This is a genomic window from Streptomyces sp. STR69, from assembly GCF_024519455.1.
Lineage (GTDB): Bacteria > Actinomycetota > Actinomycetes > Streptomycetales > Streptomycetaceae > Streptomyces.
This window is the reverse complement of sequence record NZ_JALJRY010000035.1, coordinates 21,429-37,981: the sequence shown is the minus strand read 5'-3', so window position 1 is coordinate 37,981 and position 16,553 is coordinate 21,429. Positions and strand designations below refer to the sequence as shown.

Here is a 16,553-nt window from a genome sequence, read left to right as displayed (position 1 = left end):
AACTCCCGCTCACCCGCTGGAAGCATCCGGCTGCCCAGACAGGAGACGCCATGAGTACCGTGGCCGCTCAACCCGTCCCCAACACGGTCGATCCCAGAACCGCCCGCAAGGTCACCCTCGCGGGCTGCGTCGGAATCTTCGCCGAGCTCTACGACAACGGCATCTTCGGCTTCATGGCCGGATCGCTCGCCGCCGTCTTCTTCCCCAACACGGACAACGCGACCGCCGTCCAGTTCGTCTTCCTCGGCTACGCAGTCTCCTTCTTCTTCCGCCCCCTCGGCGCCGTCATCTGCGGCCACCTCGGCGACCGCATCGGACGCCAGCGGATGCTGGTCTTCGTCATCCTCCTCATCAGCGCCGCCACCGCGGCCATCGGCGTACTGCCGACCTACGCCAGCATCGGCGTCGCCGCCCCCGCCCTGCTGATCCTGCTCCGCGTCGCGCAGGGCTTCTCCGTCGGCGGTGAGGCCTCCGGCGCGATGAGCTTCCTCGCCGAGCACGCCCCCGAGGGCAAGCGCGGGCTCTACACCAGCTACGCGCAGATCGCCTCGTTCCTCGCCCTGCTCACCGGCACCCTGGTCGCCGCCGCGATGACCAGCGGACTCGGCTCCGCGCGCATGGAGTCCTGGGGCTGGCGCATCCCGTTCCTGCTCGCCGTGCCGCTCGGCATCGCCGGCATCTACATCCGCAAGCGCATCAGCGACACCCCCAACTTCACGCGCCTCAAAGAAGAGGACGGCCTCTCCAAGAACCCGCTCAAGGAGGCCTTCGCCTCCGCCGAGCACCGCCGCGCCATGCTGCTGGCCCTGTTCATCCCCCTGATGAACGGCTCCGGCTACTACGTCCTGTTCAGCTACATGCCCACCTTCATGAGCACCGAGCTGAACTTCAGCAAGGTGCAGGGCCTCCTCGTCACCGCCTCCAGCCTGGTCGCGATCTGTTTCGCCATCCCCTACATGGGCCGCCTCTCCGACCGCGTCGGCCGCAAGAAGGTCCTCGCCGGAGCCGCCGTCGCGATGGCGATCGTCGGCATCCCCTGCTACCTGCTGATCGGCACCGGCAACGTCGGCCTCGCCGTGATCGGCGCCTGCGTCATGGCAGTTGTGTTTGCCGGCCACACAGGCGTCATCCACATACTCCTCGTCGAGCTCTTCCCGACCCGTGTGCGCTACTCCGCCTACGGTCTCGGCTACAACGTCTCCTCGGCCCTCTTCGGCGGCACGGCCCCGCTCCTGATGACCTACCTCATCGACCGCACGGGCAACGTCAACATGCCGGCCTTCTACGCCGTCATCACGGCCCTGGGCACGCTCCTCGCCGTGTCCAAGGTGAAGGACCGCGCCCACCTGCCCCTGCGCGACGCCTGACAACTCCCCGCACCCGCACGTCCGTTGCACCCCCCCCGCACAACAAGGAGCACCTCAGCATGCCCATCTCCGACTACAGGACGGCCCTCGTCACCGGAGCGTCGACCGGCATCGGAGCCGTGGTCGTCGAACGGCTCGCCAAGCGCGGCCTCGAAGTACACGCCGTGGCCCGCAACGCCGACCGGCTCAACACCCTTGCCGACGAGACCGGTTGCATCCCCCACGCCGTCGACATCACCGACACCGAGGCGCTCACCGCCGTACTGGCCGGCCTGGAGATCGACGTCCTCGTCAACAACGCGGGCGTCTCCCGCACCGGCAACATCCTCACCGCCGACGAGTTCGCCGTGGACGAGCAGATCGCCGTCAACATCCAGGCCGTCCTGCACCTGGTCCGCCTGCTCATGCCCGGCATGGTCGAGCGCGACCTCGGCCACATCGTCAACATCAGCTCCATCGCCGGTGTCTACAACTTCGGCGGCAACACGATCTACCACGCCACCAAGGCCGCCGTGCACACCCTCTCCCGCCAGCTCCGCGTCGACGGCTACGGCCGCCGGGTCCGCGTCAGCGAGATCTGCCCCGGCCGCGTGGAGACGGAGATCTTCGGCCGTCTCCTCGGCGACATGGAGGCCGCCCAGCGCGAGTACTACGACGGCTACGAGTCCCTCAAGCCCGAGGACATCGCCGACGCCATCGAGTTCGCCGTCGACGCGCCCCGGCACGTCAACATCGGCCACATCGAGATCCTGCCCACCTTCCAGGTGCCCGGCGGCCTCAACTTCGAGCGCAGGGAGGGCTGATCGCATGAAGACGGCAGAGCGGCTACGGCGCATCAAGCCCTCGCCCAGCACCGCGGCGGCCCAGCGCGTACGCGAGTTGAAGAGCCAGGGGCTCACCATCCTCGACCTCACCGTGGGCGAGCCCGACTTCGACACCCCCGACCATGTCAAGGCCGCCGCGATCAAGGCCATCGAGGCGGGCGAGACCAAGTACACGCCGGTGAACGGCACTTCGGCCCTGCGTGCGGCCGTCTCCGGCAAACTCCGCGAGCGCCACGGACTCGACGTCACCGACTCCCGCATCACCGTCGGCGGGGGCGCGAAGCAGGTCATCTTCCTTGCGCTGATGGCCACTTTGGACGAGGGGGACGAGGTCGTCGTCCCCGCCCCGTACTGGGTGTCGTACCCGGACATGGTCCGCGCCAACGACGGCACCCCGGTCATCGTCGACTGCCCCGAGGCGGACGGCTTCAAGCTGACCCCGGAGCGCCTCGCAGCGACCCTCACCGAACGCACCCGCTGGGTCGTCCTCAACACCCCGGGAAACCCCACCGGATCCGCCTACACCACCGCCGAACTCCGCGCCCTCGCCCAGGTGTTGCTGGCCCACCCGCACGTCGGCGTCCTCACCGACGAGATCTACGACGAGATCTGGTACGGCGACGAGGCGGCCCCGTCCCTCGCAGCCGTCGAACCCCGCCTGGCCGACCGGGTGTTCCTCACCAACGGTGTCTCCAAGACCTACGCGATGACGGGCTGGCGCATCGGGTACGGGGTCGGCCCCGCGGATCTGGTCACCGCGATCAACACCCTCCAGTCGCAGACCTCTTCGTGCCCCTCCTCGGTGAGCCAGGCCGCCGCTGCCGCCGCGCTCACCGGACCGCAGGACTTCGTCCAGGACACCGTGCGCGTCTACCGCGCCCGCCGCGACGAGACCGTGAAGCTCGTCAACGACGTGCCTCAACTCAGCTGCACGATCCCGGACGGCGGTTTCTACCTCCTGGTCAACTGCCGTGCGGCCATAGGGCAGTTCACGCCCGCCGGCACCCGGATCGAGAACGACGAGGACTTCGCCCGGCACCTCCTCGACAGCCGGCAGGTGGCGGTGATCCACGGAGCCGCGTACGGCGCCCCCGGCTACTTCCGTATCTCCTTCGCCACGTCGACGGACGTCCTCACCGAGGCCTGCGAGCGCATCGCGGCGGCGTGCGCCGAACTGACGTCCGCCGCCCCCTCCGTCTGAAAGGTCGTCATGATCCGCGTCAGCACCAAGTTCGACCGGCCGGAGCCTTCCGTCGTCAAGCAGTTGAGTGAGTTCTCCTCGGCGACGATCCACGAGGCGCAGGGCCGTCTCGGGGCGCTGGACTCGGCCATCAAGCCGGTCGACCACACCATGTCCCTGTGCGGCCCGGCCTTCACCGTCCAGTGCGCCCCGCGCGACAACCTCATGCTCCAGACCGCCATCGCCTACGCCCAGCCCGGCGACGTCGTCGTCGTGTCCGCCGGTAACTACGAGGAGGCGGGCTCCTTCGGCGACGTCCTCGCCAACGCCTGCCAGTCCAAGGGCCTCGCCGGTCTGATCACCGACACGGGTGTCCGTGACACCGAGGACCTGCGGGCCCTCGGCTTCCCGGTCTTCTCCCGCAGCGTCTCCATCAAGGGCACGGTCAAGGAGACCGTCGGCCCCATGTGCGAGCCGGTCACCATCGGCGGCGTCCTCGTCCGCCCCGGCGACATCATGCGCGCCGACGCCGACGGCGTGGTCGTCGTCCGCCGCGAGGACGCGGCCGAGGCGGTCGGCGCCTCACAGGAACGGGTCGACGCCGAGGCGGGATACATCGCCGCGTACCGGGCGGGCAGGACGGTGATCGAGATGTGCGGCCTCGCCCCGGTGCTGGCGGCGAAGGGCCTGGTGATCGAGGAGTAGGGCCGTTCCGCGGCGCCCGCCACCACCGCGTCCCGCTGAGTTCAGGGCCGGTAAATTCCGTACCCACGGCTGAGGCCCAGGTTCGGATGCCAGGATGAGGCGCCATGACGGCAGGGTGGGGTGCGCGCACGGTACGGTCCGCGGTGTTCGCGGCCGTCTGTGTGGTGCTCGCCGCCCTGGGGCACGTTCTGATGTCCGGCCGCCATGTCCCCGCGTGGGCACTGGCCGCCGGACTGGCCGTGACCGCGGGCGCCGCCTGGTCCCTGGCGGGCCGTGAACGCGGGCTCCCGCTGATCGTGACCCTCGTGGTCGCCACCCAGGCCGCCCTCCACTCGGCGTTCTCACTGGCGCAGCCCGTGACGGGACGGTCGACGGCCATGGACATGTCGGCGTCCATGAATATGGGGTCGGCCGACATGGGCTCCATGCATATGAGTGCCACGGACTCCATGGATATGGGCCATATGTCGGTGGCCCCCACCGTCGGGGGCACGTCCTCGCCCGGCATGCTGACCGCCCACCTCCTCGCCGCCCTGCTCTGCGGCCTGTGGCTGGCGTACGGCGAACGCGCCGCGTTCCGTCTGCTGCGGGCCGTCGCCGGACGCCTGGCGGCTCCGCTACGACTGCTGCTGGCGCTGCCCGCCCCACCGCACCGCCCGCGGCTCCGTCCGCGCCGCCCCCGTTCCGACCGGGCGCCGCGGCTTCTCCTTCTCGTCCACGCGATCACCTCTCGGGGCCCACCCCTGGGGACGGCTGTCGTCTGACGACAGCTGGCACCCCGAGGCCGCTCCCGCGCGCCTCGGGCCCCGGTCGTACCCTCCGCGCCGCTCCCGGCGCCGCAGGGCGGCCGGCTCTCCTTTCGCGGATGACCGAGAAGGACTCCAGGTGATCACTCCTGCCCTGCCCGCCGCGCCCGATTCGATGGAGTCGAGCGACGAGTCGGTGACCAACTGGGCGCTCGCCGCCCGCCACGGCGACCCCGTCGCCGTCGACCGCCTCGTGCGCGCCCTGCACCGCGACGTCCTGCGTTATGTCGCCCATCTGTGTGCCGACCCGCAGGCGGTGGACGACCTCGCGCAGGACACGTTCCTGCGGGCGCTCGGCAGCCTGCACCGCTTCGAGGGCCGGTCCTCGGCCCGTACCTGGCTGCTGGCCATAGCCCGCCGCGCGGTGATCGACAGCTACCGCCGCGCCGCCACCCGTCCACGCCTGTCCGACGTACAGGACTGGCAACTGGCCGTCGAACTCGCCCAGCCCCAGGGCCTGCCCGGCTTCGACGACGGGGTGGCGCTGCTCGATCTGCTGGCCCTGCTGCCGGACGACCGCCGTGAGGCGTTCCTCCTCACCCAACTGCTCGGTCTGCCCTATGCGGAGGCGGCGGAAATCAGCAACTGCCCTGTGGGCACGGTCCGTTCACGGGTGGCCCGGGCGCGGGCCACCCTCGTGGATCTGCTGACCGACGAGGGCGCCCTGCCCACTCATTGACCGGGATTCCCTACCGGGCGGTCAGGCTCCACAGGTGGTCGGCCGTCCCGTTGTCGTCCCACTGCAGGACCTGCGCACCGGAGGTGGTGCTCATGTTGGTCACGCCGAGCAGCAGACCGCTGTTGTAGTTGGCGATCTTGTACGTGCCGTCCCCGGCCGGGATCAGCTGCCAGAGGTGGTCGGCGGTGCCGTTGTCGCCCCAGATGAGGGCGGTGCCGCCGTCCGCGGTGCTCGCGTTGGTGATGCCGAGCAGCAGTCCGCTCGCCTTGTTGGTGATCTTGTAGAGGCCGGAGCCGGCGGCCGTCAGCGTCCAGGACTGGCTGGTACCGGTGCTCGACGTCGCCTGAACGACCGCCGTGCCCTGGGCCGTTGCGGCCCCCAGTGTGTCCAGGGCCAGCCCGCTGTTCTTGTTCTTGATCTGGTACGTCCCCGCCAGCGAGGTCGAGGTCCCGCTGGGCGTGACGACCAGGTGGTAGCCGTCGGACGCGTTCATCGCGACCGGCACGGTGATCGAGCCGTTCGACACGGTGTAGTCGGCGTTCGAGACGGTGATCGGCCCCGACACGGCCGTGGTCCGCCCCTTCGACGGCGTGTACTCCAGCTTGACGTGCACGGTGCTGCCGAAGGCGGACAACGACCCGAGCCCGTTCACCTGTACGGCCGTTGACCCCACTCCACCCCCGAAGATGACGCTGATCTGCTTCCCGTCGCCGGTCAGCGCGGCGGCGCCGTCGATGCCCGTCTGGGCCGGGGGAGTGGTGGTGAGCATGTTGCCCGACATGTCGCCGTACCACTTGTAGAGCCAGTACGACCCGTTGGGCGAGCCGCCCGTGTCGGTCAGGGTGTCGCCGAGGGTGCCGTAGTGGTTCCAGAAGGCGAGTTCGGCGTCGTGGACGCCGGTCCGCTCGAACTTGGCGACATAGCCGACCAGTTGGCCGGGGACACCGACCTCGCTCGTCGTGCCGTACTCCTCGATCGAGATCGGGCGCGGGCTGATGCCCAGGCTCGTTTCGAGCGCGCGGTACGCGGCCACGTGCGCGGCGATGTTCTGCGAGCCCTGCAACTCGTGCCAGCTGACGATGTCGGGGACGGTGCCGCTCGCCTTGGCGTCGGTGAGGAAGGTGCTCATCCAGCTCTGGTTCCACGCCGAGTAACTCGGGCCCTGGATCGGCGTGCTGGTGTCCTTGGCGCGGACCTCCTTGTATGTCGTCGCCCACCCCGCGTCGAAAGCGCCGGCCGCCGAGGTGTCCCAGGTCCAGTCGGGCTCGTTCCACAGCTCGTACGCGCTGACGTTGGTGGCGCCGGAGGACTTCACGGACGCGACCTGCTGGTCCACGGCGGACAGCCAGTTGCTCCAACTCACCCATTGATACGGGAAGTTCGGATACCAGTCGGGCATCCGGACCACCACCTTGGCGCCCGCCCGCGCCGCCTTGGACGCCACGACGAGCGCGTCACCGGCGGGCTTCGGCTCACCGTTGGGCAGTTGGGAGCCGCCCGGCGCCATCTGCACGAAGGTGTTGGGCTTGAGCGGGGTGACCAGGCTGTCGGCGGGGGTGCTCGCGTCGGCCAGGCCGTAGAGGCTGCCGGTCGCCACATGGGTGACCGAGCGCAGGGTCGAGGCCGCGTTGACGACCAGGGTGGTCGCGGAGGTGGGGGCGGCCTGGGCTGGGGCGGCGGTACTGAGCGCGGCGACGGCCGTGAGGGTCGCGGCTCCTAGGGTGGCTCTGAGGGATGTGCGGCTCATGGCTGGGGTCTCCTCAAGGAGTTAACGGGTTGTCAGTCCTTCACCGCGCCCGCGGTCACGCCCGCGGCCACGTAGCGCTGGGCGAGGACCAGGAGGACGGCCGCCGGGATCGACGCGACGACGGCGGTGGCCATGATCGAGTTCCACTCCTGGTTGTTGTTACCGATGTACTTGTAGATGCCGAGCGTGATCGGCCGCCAACTTCCGCCGCCGTCGAGGGTGTTGGCGAAGACGAAGTCGGACCAGGCCCACAGGAAGCCGAACAGCGAGACCGTGACGATCGCGTTGCGGCTCAGGGGCAGGACGACCGACCGGAACGTGCGCCAGGTCCCGGCGCCGTCGATCAGGGCGGCCGAGATCAGCTCGCCGGGGATGCCCGACATGAACGCGGTGAAGATCATGACGCCGAAGGGCACGGCGATGGTGGAGTCCGCGATGATCAGTCCCCACCAGGAGTTGAGCAGGCCGAGGTCCAGGAAGATGCCGTAGAAGCCCATCGCCATGACGATGCCCGGGATCATCTGGGCGATCAGCAGGGCCAGGCTCAGGGCGCCGCCGGTGCGTGGCCGCAGTTTCGCCAGCGAGTAGCCGGCCGGGGCGGCGATCAGGAGAGTCAGGGCGACCGTGCCGATCCCGATCAGCAGACTGGTGCCCAGGTAGGGGAGTTGGTCGTCGAGCACCGCCCGGTAGCCCTCGAACGTGGGGTGCAGTGGGAACAGGTCGGGCGGGGACCTGCGCATGTCCTGCTGCGGGGTGAGGGACACGTTCAGCATCCAGTACACCGGGAACAGCATCAGCGCGGTGAGGACGAGGCCGATCACGGTGTAGCCGCGCGATTTCACGACTCCTGCCTCCTCTGGACGCGGATGTACAGCAGCCCGAAGACGAGCGCGATCAGGATGAGGATGTTGCCGACGGCGGCGCCGGGCCCGAACTTGGGCAGCAGCGTGCCGAATCCGAGCTGGTACGACCACGTCGCCAGCGTCGACGAGGAGTCGCCGGGACCGCCCTTCGTCATGATCCAGATCAGGTCGAACACCTTGAGGGTGTAGACCAGTCCGAGGAGCAGGGTGATCGCGGACACCGGGCGGAGCAGCGGGAAGGTGATCCGCCGGAACTGCTGCCAGGCACCCGCCCCGTCCAGGGAGGCCGCCTCGTACAACTCCGCCGGAATGTTCTGGAGCCCGCTGTAGAGGATCACCAGGTTGAACGGGATGCCGATCCAGATGTTCGCGACGATCACCGACGTCAACGCCCAGTCCGGCGAGGTGAGCCAGCCGACCGGGTCCACGCCGACCAGGTGCAGGCCGTAATTCACCACCCCCGACTCGCTGTTGAACATCCATGACCAGGTCGACGCCGACACGATCAACGGCAACAGCCACGGGATCAGGAACAACGCCCTGAGCGTGGAGGCCAGTCGGAAGTGCCGGTTGAAGAACACGGCGAGCGCCAGCCCGGCCGCGTACTGGAAGACGATCGACACGAACGTGAACACCATCGTGTTCCGCATCGCCGGCCCGAACGTCGGATCATGCAGGACGGTGGAGAAGTTGTCCCACCCGGAGTACGGCGCATCCCCCTGCACGAACGACCGAACAGTGTAGTCACGCAGGCTCAGATCGAGATTGCGATAGAGGGGGTAGGCGTAGAAGGCGGCGAGGTAGGCGAGGAGGGGCGCGACGAAGGCGAGCGAGGTCAGCCGCCTATGAAGAGTGGGGGACATGCGAACTCCCAGGTGTGGGGCGCCCCGACAGGGGCGCGGGGAACTGCGTGACCAGCCCCCACCGGCCCGCAGGTTCAGAACCACCCGTCACCCCTTGCCCGCAGCGGACTGAGCCACATCCAAGGCCCCCTGCGGACTCTTCCCTCCGGACAGCGCCGACTGCACAGCCGTCCACAAGGGCTGCGAGATGGTCGGGTACTTGGTGCCGAGCCCGCCGCTGGTCCGCCCCCGAGCTGCCGCCACCGCAGTGACCCAAGGCTTCAACTCCGGGTTCTTAGCCACCTGTTCGGCCTGCACCGCAGCAGTCGGCGCCACATACGTCAACGTCGTGTCGGTCGCCAGCAGACTGTCCGCGCTGGTCAGACACGTCACGATCTTCTTGCTGACGTCGTACCGCCCGGTGTCCTTCTGCACCGGCACGGTGACGAACTCGCCGCCGGTCGGCACGGGGGCCGAACCCCCGTTCTGCGCGGGGATGTTGATGATCCCGTACCCGAACCCGGCCTTGTCCGCGTTGCCGAGCTGCCACGTGCCGTTCTCGCTGAACGCGTAGTCCCCGGTGGCGAACTCCTGCCAGCTGGTGGTCTGGGTGTTGTTGAGAACGTCCTTTGGTGCGTACCCCGCGTCGACCCAGTCCTTCCACAGCGTCAACGCGGCAGCACCCTCTGGCGAGTTGAGCTTGGTCAGGTCGCCACCCGCACCCCAGAACCAGGGCAGGAACTGGAAGCTGCCCTCCTCCGTGTTGATCGCGGAGAACGTGATTCCCTTCTTGCCCGCGGCCTTGACCTTCTTCAGCGCCGCCGTCAGCGAGGCCCAGTCCTTCACGGAGGCCGGGTCGACGTGCGCGGCGGTCAGGACCTTCTTGTTGTAGTAGAGGGCAAGGGTGTTGGCACCCACGGGTATCCCGTACGCCGAGCCGTCCAGCGTGCCCGCGCCGATGATGTTCTTCTGGATCGCCGACGTGTCGAGCCCGAGGTCGCTCGTCTTGTTGAGGATGCCCGCCTCCACCAGCGTGGACACGACGGGGTTGTCCACCAGCATCACGTCCGGCGCGTTGCCCTGCTGGGCGGCCAGCAGCGCCTTGTTGCCCAGGTCGGACGTGTCGTACGCGGTCCGTTTGATCTTCACCCCGGCCTGCGTGCCGCACTGCGCGACCCGCTTGCCCCAGTCGGAGGATGCGTCGAACTGCGGGTAGGGGTCCCAGAAGGTGTAGGTCTTGGAGTTGCCGGAGGACGAGGAGGAGCCGGAGCCGGAGCCGCACGCGGCGACGGAGACGAGCGCACCGGTCGTGGCGAGCGCGATGAGGAGGGTCCTGCGGGTGTCGCGGATTCGGCGGGTGTTTCGCACGGGAGTGACCTCGTTGTCAGGGTGAACCGGGCTGAAGGACAGGGGAGTTCAGGAGGTCGGCAGCCAGACGCGCATGCTGCCGTCCTGCCGATTGGCCCACGCGTAGTAGGGGATCGCGGTGAGCTCGACCAAGTCGCCGGCCGGTGCGGCGTCGGGTCCGGCGGCCCGGTAGGGCCACCAACTCCCGTCGTCCGCAAGGCGCCTGCGGTACCCGGCTGCGACGACGGTGGTGACACCGTCGAGCAGGTCGGGGCGGTGCTTCACGGCGAGCGGGCGTGTGGGGTCCAGGACGATGTCGTCCAGTCCGCCGCCGGGGTGGTCCACCTGTTCCAGGCAGTACACGAGGGGTCCGCGCTCGATCGCGGCGCAGCCGCGCACGGCATCCACCCGCGGGTCGGCGCCGGTCAGGCGGGGTTCGAGCCCCAGTTCCAGGACGACCAGGTCGCCTGGTGCCCAGGCCCGTTCGAGCCGCAGCCAGCCGCCGGAGACGGGCGCGTCCGTCTGGTCGTAGGACAACTCCCCGACGCGCACCCGGAATTCGCGGCACCACTGCGGGATGCGCAGGGACAGGGCCCACGGCCGATCGGGGGTGTCCTCGACAGTGAGGGCGATCGTGCCGTGCCAGGGGTAGTCGGTCTCGGCGCGCACGGACATCGCGCCGTAGGAGTAGCGGCCGGTGACGAACTGGTGGATCTGCAGGCCCTGTTCGTCGCCGGACGACAGGTAGTGCTCCAGGGAGGCCAGCAGCCGCATCACGTTCGGCGGGCAGCAGGCGCAGCGGAACCAGCGGGTGCGGCGCGCAGACTGGTCGCCGCCGGGGTCGGTGTGGCCGTCGCGGACCTGGAGCGGGTTGACGTACAGCCAGCTCTCGCCGTCGAGCGAGACTCCGGCCAGGAAGCCGTTGTACAGGGTGCGTTCGATCAGGTCGGAGTAGCGGGCCTCGCCGGTGAGCAGGGCCATCCGCCAACTCCACTGGACCGACGCGATGGCCGCGCAGGTCTCGCAGTACGCGCGCTCGTTGGGCAGTTCGTACGGGTCGCCGAAGTCCTCCTGGTCGTGGTGCGCGCCGAGGCCGCCGGTGAGGTGGGTCTTCGTCGTGGTCATCGCGTGCCACAACCGCTCGGCGGCGGAGCGCAGTTCGGGATCGTCCGTCTCGGTGGCGAGGTCGGCGACCGCGGCCAGCAGGTACAACTGCCGTACGGCGTGGCCCTCCACGTTCGTCGCCTCGCGCACCGGGACCCGGTCCTGGCAGTAGGCCTCGCCGCCGAGGAGGCCGTGGCCGTGCCGGTCGACGAAGTAGCCCGCCAGGTCGAGGTGTTGGCGTTCACCGGTCTCCCGGTACAGCTCGACCAGGGCGGTCTCCACCTCGGGGTGCCCGTCGATGCCGTCGATCGGCCTGCCGCTGCCGGGCGGGCCGAAGACCTGGCCGAGGTGATTGGCGAACCCGCGGGCCACATCGAGGAGTTCGGGTCGGCCGGAGGCCCGGTGATGGGCCACAGCCGCCTGGATCAGATGACCCGCGCAGTACAACTCGTGTCCCCAGCGCAGGTCTTGGTAGCGCGCGCCGCCCTCCCGCGTCTGGAACCAGGTGTTGAGGTAGCCGTCGGGCCGCTGCGCGTCGGCGACCAGGGCGATGATCCGGTCGACCTCCGACTCCAGTTCGCCGTCGGGCTGTTGGGCGAGTTGCCAGGAGGCCGCCTCCAGCCACTTGTAGACGTCGGTGTCGACGAACGGGTACGCGCCCCGGTACTCGCCCTCGGCGGTGCCGGCCGCCAGGCGCAGGTTGTGCAGATTGCCCGCGGATTCCAGCAGGCCGGGACCCTGGGGGAGGGACACCCGGGCGTTGATCTCGCGGCGGGTGTGCCAGAAGCCCGCGTCGACCTCGGCGGTGGCGGGCCGAAGTGCCGCGCGGGCGGCCGGGCCGAGCCGGACCGGGCCGCTGGGGGAGGGGGCGGTAGCGATGCGGGGCATGGCTCTCCGGATTCTTCTCAGGAACTCGTTTGAGCAATCGTTTTCCTGGAGGAGAGTAGAGGGGAGGGGGCAGAGCGGGGTCAAGTAGCCAGACAAAGGTTTTTTCAGCGCACCCAGGGGCTGCTACTGTCGCCGATGAGGCCGTCAGCGCCGACGTATCGCCGACGTGAAGGAAAAGGATTGCCCGTGACCTCTGCTTCTCGTTCGTCCTCCGCGGGCCGGGCCAGACTCGCCGATGTCGCCGCGCTCGCGGGCGTCAGCGTGGGCACCGCGTCGAAGGCGCTGAACGGCGGCGGGCGGATGCGGCCCGAGACTCGGCAGCGGGTGCTGGACGCGGTCGAGGCCCTCGGGTTCCGGCCGAACCAGAACGCGCAGAGTCTGCACACCGGCCGGAGCTGGACGGTCGGCCTGATGACCACGGACGGCATCGGCCGGTTCAGTACGCCGGTGCTGCTGGGCGCCGAGGACGCGCTCGGAGCCGGGAAGATCTCCGTGCTGCTGTGCGACACCCGGGGCGACGCCATCCGCGAACAGCACCATCTGCGCAACCTCATGGACCGCCGGGTCGACGGCATCATCGTCACCGGCCGCCGCACGGATCCGCGCCCCCCGCTCACCGGCGTCGACGAGGTCCCGGTGGTCTACGCGCTGTCCCCGTCCACCGACCCGGACGACACCTCCGTGGTCTCCGACGACGAGGGTGGCGCGCGCCTCGCCGTAGAACATCTGCTGGCCACCGGCCGCACCCGGATCGCGCACATCACGGGCCCGGCCCACCACGCCGCCGCCCGGGACCGGGCCCGGTTCGCGAGCGACCACCTGCGGGGCGCCGGGCTCGAACTCGCCGGCGGGCGAGTCCACTTCGGCGAGTGGAGCGAGGCCTGGGGCCGCCGTGCCGCCGACGCGGTGCTGCGCACGGCACCCGACACGGACGCCTTCTTCTGCGGCAACGACCAGATCGCCCGCGGCGCCACGGACGCGCTGCGCGAACGCGGGGTGGGCGTCCCCGCCGACATCGCCGTGGTCGGCTACGACAACTGGGACACGATGTCCCTGGCCAGCCGTCCGCCCCTCACCACGATCGACATGAGCCTCGACGAGATCGGCCGGATCGCGGCCCTACGGCTCCTGGAGGCGATCGACGCGGAGCAGGCGCCCGGGCTGCACACGGTGCCGTGCCGGCTGGTGGTGCGGGAGTCCAGCTGAACCCTGTCAGTCGGCGGCCAGATCCGGCAACAGGGCGCACATCGCCTCGCGTTGGGCCGGGCCGACGAACTGGGTGAGGGCCTGCTTGACCGTCTCGGAGAGGGTCTCCGACGCCTCCGTCAGCAGGCGTCGGGCCTTCTCCGTGAGCGCGACCTCGACCCCGCGCTTGTCCCCGCAGACCGACTTGCGGGTGACCAGGCCCGCGTGCTGGAGACAGGCGATCTGATACGTCAGCCGGGTCTTCGGGCGGCCGAGCAGCTCGGCGATCCGGGTCATGCGCAGCCCCTCGGGCTGCTCGGCCAGCAGGCACAGCACCAGGAACTCGTCGTGCGAGACGTCGAGGTTGCCCTTCACGACCGAGCGCAGCTCCTGCTCCACAGCGCCGGTCGCCGCCAGCAGCAGCATCCAGGCACGCAGCTCGGGCGGGAGCAGCCCGCCGCCCTGCATGGAGGGACATTCGGGCTGGTCGGCAGGGTGCTCAACAGGGTCGGCCATGACTCCGAGTCTACCTGTTGTCCAATTTTGGAGGAGGTGGTTGTCCAGTTTTGGATAATGGGCTAGCGTGTGGCTCATTCAAATTTGGACTACTGGAACCAGGTGGAGAGATCATGACCGTCGCCGTCGAAACCGGGGTGTGGCAGCTCGACCAGGCCGCCTCCACCGTGGGCATCAGCCACAGGACGATGTGGGGCCTGGTCAATGTGAAGGGCACCTTCGGCACCGTCACCGGTCAGGGCGAGGTCCGGCCCGACGGGTCCGCGATCGGCACGCTGACCCTGGCCGCCGCCTCCCTGGACACCAAGAACGCCAAGCGCGACAAGCATCTGCGCTCCGCCGACCTGTTCGACGTCGAGAAGTTCCCGGAGATCACCTTCGCGGTGCGCAGCGCGGAGCTGACCGGCGACACCGTGCACGTCGTCGGCCAGCTGACCGTCCACGGCATCAGCCGCCCGCAGACCTTCACGGCCCGCCTCAAGGACGCCACCGGCGAAGCACTCACCCTGGACGCCGAATTCACCGTGGACCGCGACCAGTTCGGCCTGGGCTGGAACCAGATGGGCATGCTGCGCGGCCTGACCACCGTGACCACCACGCTGCGTTTCCTGCGTACCGCCGCCTGACGGACCGTCAACCCGCGGGTTGCAGCCGGACGTCCGAGCTGGACAGCGTCTGCGGAGTCGCGGTGAACGCGCGCACCCGGATCCGGACCTTCTTGTGGGGGAGGGTGAACTTCCCCCCGGGTGCCTGGAGTTCGATGCGCCGCGTGCTGTGCGCGGGCAGTGTCGTCGGGCCGCCCACCTGGGACCAGAACCTGCTCATGCCCTGACCCGTGGTGAGCATGTAGTGCGGCGAGAGGGCGCTGCCGGACGAGTTGGTGACCTGGACGGTCAGCCGGGTCACGACGGTGGGCGCCGCGCGCCGCACCCCGGCGAGCTTCATGCTCATCGGCGGTGCCCCCGTCGCCGCGACGGCGGCGCTCGCCAGCGCGGGCGTGAGCAGCAGCACGGCCGCCGCGACCCTGACCCGGCGGCCGCGCGGGCCGGACAGCGCCCGGGGGCGCGGCTGCCACGCGTCGCGGAACTCGGAGAGCGGTGTGGTGACCGCCGCCGCCAGCCACAGCGGGGTCATCATCAGGTAGTAGCCGTCCTGCGAACGGGTCGCCAAATAGAAGGCGCACCAGGGCAGGACGGTCGCGGCCGGGCCGAGCCGCCGTACGAACAGCATGAACACGGCGAGCAGTCCCGCCGCCAGCAGCATGCTCGCGTGGGAGTACCAGTCGAGCCGGTCGCTGCCGTTCGTGAAGTACAGCGAGATGTCCACCAGGCCCTGGCCGTGCACCACCGCGCCCTGGGTCAGCGGCAGCGCGATGCCCGCGATCCAGGTGCCCGGCTCGTGCACGATGAAGTACGTGTTGATCAGCAGCCACACGGTGAGCGCGACCCCGATGATCCGCAGCAGCACCAACGCCGCCTGCCTGGCGCCGAGTTCGCCGCGCCGTACGGCGTAGATCCCGGCGAGCAGGAACGGCGTGAGGAACCAGGGGAGTTGCTGCGCCGCGCAGGCCGCCCCCAGACACGCGGCCTGGGCGATCCCGGCAGGGCCGAGCCGGCCGCCCCTGCCGATCCGGGGCCAGCGGACCACCACCGGGATCAGCAGCGCCATGGCCAGGACGGCGGGATAGCCCTGCCGGCCGTAGGTCGGCAGCAGGCCGAGGCCCAGGCATGCGATGGTGGCCGCTGAGCGCCACTGGGTGGGCAGCAGCCGCCACATGAGGACCGCGCCCGCGATGAGCGCGGCGGTGGCGACGGCCGTCGCGGGGGCGCCGCCGTGCCCGATCCACAGCAGGGGCGCCGTCAACAGCGTTTCCAGCGGCGGATATCCGTAGGTGTAGTCGTAGCCGCCGGTCACGGTCGGGGTCAGCGCGACCCCCTGGCCGGAGTGGAAGAGCCACGGCCAGGGCTGTCCGTAGACCGGGTGCCCGGCGACCAGTTCCTTGGCGGCCTGGGTGGTGAGGACCGCCTCGTCGCCGCCGTTGTGGAACACGGACCACGCGGACAGCGTCAGCAGCACCGCCGTCACCAGGACGACGAGATCCACCCGGGCCAGCGACCGCGACCGGCGCACCACCAGGGCCAGCACCCCGCACACCAGGATCGAGACGTAGCACAGGGAGACGACCGCCGCCACGACGAGCCGGTGGCTGGCGGCCTGCGTCCACACCGGGCGGACACCGATGAACAGACTGATGTCCGCGAGGAGGGTGAGGATGCGGTGCCACTGCGCGGGGGGCTCCGGGGCGGACACCGCCGACTGTGTCCGCCGACCGGGTGTCACCTGAGGTGTTTCTGCCAAGTGCACGACATAGGAGGCTATTCGGCCCTGGTGAGCGGGGTGCCGCGCATCGTGAAGAGTCGGGTGTGAGGGCGGTAAGAAGTCCGCTTTTGTGGCGGGAAAGACGCAAAAGCGAACGTCATTGTTCAACTGACCGAAGCCA

At 69.7% G+C, this 16,553-nt stretch carries 15 protein-coding genes; 8 read left to right on the top strand and 7 right to left on the bottom strand.

The window, feature by feature from the left end; genetic code table 11:
* Positions 1-50: 50 nt before the first annotated feature.
* The 6 genes from OC490_RS41845 to OC490_RS41820 all read left to right on the top strand — a co-directional run bounded on the left by OC490_RS41845 (position 51) and on the right by OC490_RS41820 (position 5,561).
* A complete protein-coding gene (locus tag OC490_RS41845) occupies positions 51-1,367 on the top strand; it encodes an MFS transporter (RefSeq protein WP_262063292.1) in 1,317 nt (438 codons plus the stop codon).
* Between the two features lie 59 nt (positions 1,368-1,426).
* Positions 1,427-2,170: an SDR family oxidoreductase gene (locus OC490_RS41840; protein ID WP_262063291.1), complete on the top strand. Its 744-nt coding sequence runs from the start codon at positions 1,427-1,429 to the stop codon at positions 2,168-2,170.
* Between the two features lie 4 nt (positions 2,171-2,174).
* A complete protein-coding gene (locus OC490_RS41835) occupies positions 2,175-3,392 on the top strand; it encodes an aspartate transaminase (protein ID WP_262063290.1) in 1,218 nt (405 codons plus the stop codon).
* 9 nt (positions 3,393-3,401) lie between these two features.
* Positions 3,402-4,076 (top strand): 4-carboxy-4-hydroxy-2-oxoadipate aldolase/oxaloacetate decarboxylase, encoded by a 675-nt coding sequence (locus tag OC490_RS41830; protein ID WP_262063289.1) that lies wholly within the window; start codon positions 3,402-3,404, stop codon positions 4,074-4,076.
* 104 nt (positions 4,077-4,180) lie between these two features.
* Positions 4,181-4,840 carry a hypothetical protein gene (locus tag OC490_RS41825; RefSeq protein ID WP_262063288.1) on the top strand — a complete coding sequence of 220 codons (660 nt, stop codon included), beginning with the start codon at positions 4,181-4,183 and terminating at the stop codon, positions 4,838-4,840.
* A 121-nt stretch (positions 4,841-4,961) separates the two neighbouring features.
* Positions 4,962-5,561, top strand: coding sequence for a sigma-70 family RNA polymerase sigma factor (locus OC490_RS41820; RefSeq protein WP_262063287.1), 600 nt, complete (start codon positions 4,962-4,964; stop codon positions 5,559-5,561).
* A gap of 10 nt (positions 5,562-5,571) precedes the next feature.
* On the opposite strand, the gene OC490_RS41815 is transcribed toward OC490_RS41820, so the two are convergent.
* The 5 genes from OC490_RS41815 to OC490_RS41795 all read right to left on the bottom strand — a co-directional run bounded on the left by OC490_RS41815 (position 5,572) and on the right by OC490_RS41795 (position 12,352).
* Positions 5,572-7,308 carry an RICIN domain-containing protein gene (locus OC490_RS41815; RefSeq protein WP_262063286.1) on the bottom strand — a complete coding sequence of 579 codons (1,737 nt, stop codon included), beginning with the start codon at positions 7,306-7,308 and terminating at the stop codon, positions 5,572-5,574.
* Positions 7,309-7,340: 32 nt separating this feature from the next.
* Positions 7,341-8,102, bottom strand: coding sequence for a carbohydrate ABC transporter permease (locus tag OC490_RS41810; protein ID WP_262063362.1), 762 nt, complete (start codon positions 8,100-8,102; stop codon positions 7,341-7,343).
* A 44-nt stretch (positions 8,103-8,146) separates the two neighbouring features.
* Entirely contained in the window at positions 8,147-9,034 is an 888-nt protein-coding gene (locus tag OC490_RS41805; RefSeq protein ID WP_262063285.1) for a carbohydrate ABC transporter permease, read from the bottom strand.
* A gap of 87 nt (positions 9,035-9,121) precedes the next feature.
* Positions 9,122-10,381 (bottom strand): extracellular solute-binding protein, encoded by a 1,260-nt coding sequence (locus OC490_RS41800; protein WP_410099248.1) that lies wholly within the window; start codon positions 10,379-10,381, stop codon positions 9,122-9,124.
* A gap of 48 nt (positions 10,382-10,429) precedes the next feature.
* Positions 10,430-12,352, bottom strand: a complete 1,923-nt coding sequence (locus OC490_RS41795) for a glycoside hydrolase family 127 protein (protein ID WP_262063284.1) — start codon at positions 12,350-12,352, stop codon at positions 10,430-10,432.
* 186 nt (positions 12,353-12,538) lie between these two features.
* On the opposite strand from OC490_RS41795, the gene OC490_RS41790 reads away from it, so the two are divergent.
* Positions 12,539-13,558: a LacI family DNA-binding transcriptional regulator gene (locus tag OC490_RS41790; protein WP_262063283.1), complete on the top strand. Its 1,020-nt coding sequence runs from the start codon at positions 12,539-12,541 to the stop codon at positions 13,556-13,558.
* A gap of 6 nt (positions 13,559-13,564) precedes the next feature.
* Here OC490_RS41790 and OC490_RS41785 read toward each other — a convergent pair whose 3' ends face one another.
* On the bottom strand, positions 13,565-14,053 hold the full coding sequence (locus OC490_RS41785; RefSeq protein WP_262063282.1) for a MarR family winged helix-turn-helix transcriptional regulator: 489 nt from the start codon (positions 14,051-14,053) through the stop codon (positions 13,565-13,567).
* A gap of 113 nt (positions 14,054-14,166) precedes the next feature.
* Between OC490_RS41785 and OC490_RS41780 the strand changes: the two genes are divergently transcribed.
* On the top strand, positions 14,167-14,679 hold the full coding sequence (locus OC490_RS41780; protein ID WP_262063281.1) for a YceI family protein: 513 nt from the start codon (positions 14,167-14,169) through the stop codon (positions 14,677-14,679).
* A 7-nt stretch (positions 14,680-14,686) separates the two neighbouring features.
* On the opposite strand, the gene OC490_RS41775 is transcribed toward OC490_RS41780, so the two are convergent.
* Positions 14,687-16,363, bottom strand: coding sequence for a hypothetical protein (locus OC490_RS41775; RefSeq protein WP_262063280.1), 1,677 nt, complete (start codon positions 16,361-16,363; stop codon positions 14,687-14,689).
* Between the last annotated feature and the right edge of the window lie 190 nt (positions 16,364-16,553).

Bases quoted from the DNA above. Each gene is read 5' to 3' on its own strand.
- OC490_RS41845 (WP_262063292.1), top strand. From the start codon at position 51: ATGAGTACCGTGGCCGCTCAACCCGTCCCCAACACGGTCGATCCCAGA.
- OC490_RS41840 (WP_262063291.1), top strand. From the start codon at position 1,427: ATGCCCATCTCCGACTACAGGACGGCCCTCGTCACCGGAGCGTCGACC.
- OC490_RS41835 (WP_262063290.1), top strand. From the start codon at position 2,175: ATGAAGACGGCAGAGCGGCTACGGCGCATCAAGCCCTCGCCCAGCACC.
- OC490_RS41830 (WP_262063289.1), top strand. From the start codon at position 3,402: ATGATCCGCGTCAGCACCAAGTTCGACCGGCCGGAGCCTTCCGTCGTC.
- OC490_RS41825 (WP_262063288.1), top strand. From the start codon at position 4,181: ATGACGGCAGGGTGGGGTGCGCGCACGGTACGGTCCGCGGTGTTCGCG.
- OC490_RS41815 (WP_262063286.1), bottom strand. From the start codon at position 7,308: ATGAGCCGCACATCCCTCAGAGCCACCCTAGGAGCCGCGACCCTCACG.
- OC490_RS41810 (WP_262063362.1), bottom strand. From the start codon at position 8,102: ATGCTGTTCCCGGTGTACTGGATGCTGAACGTGTCCCTCACCCCGCAG.
- OC490_RS41805 (WP_262063285.1), bottom strand. From the start codon at position 9,034: ATGTCCCCCACTCTTCATAGGCGGCTGACCTCGCTCGCCTTCGTCGCG.
- OC490_RS41795 (WP_262063284.1), bottom strand. From the start codon at position 12,352: ATGCCCCGCATCGCTACCGCCCCCTCCCCCAGCGGCCCGGTCCGGCTC.
- OC490_RS41785 (WP_262063282.1), bottom strand. From the start codon at position 14,053: ATGGCCGACCCTGTTGAGCACCCTGCCGACCAGCCCGAATGTCCCTCC.
- OC490_RS41780 (WP_262063281.1), top strand. From the start codon at position 14,167: ATGACCGTCGCCGTCGAAACCGGGGTGTGGCAGCTCGACCAGGCCGCC.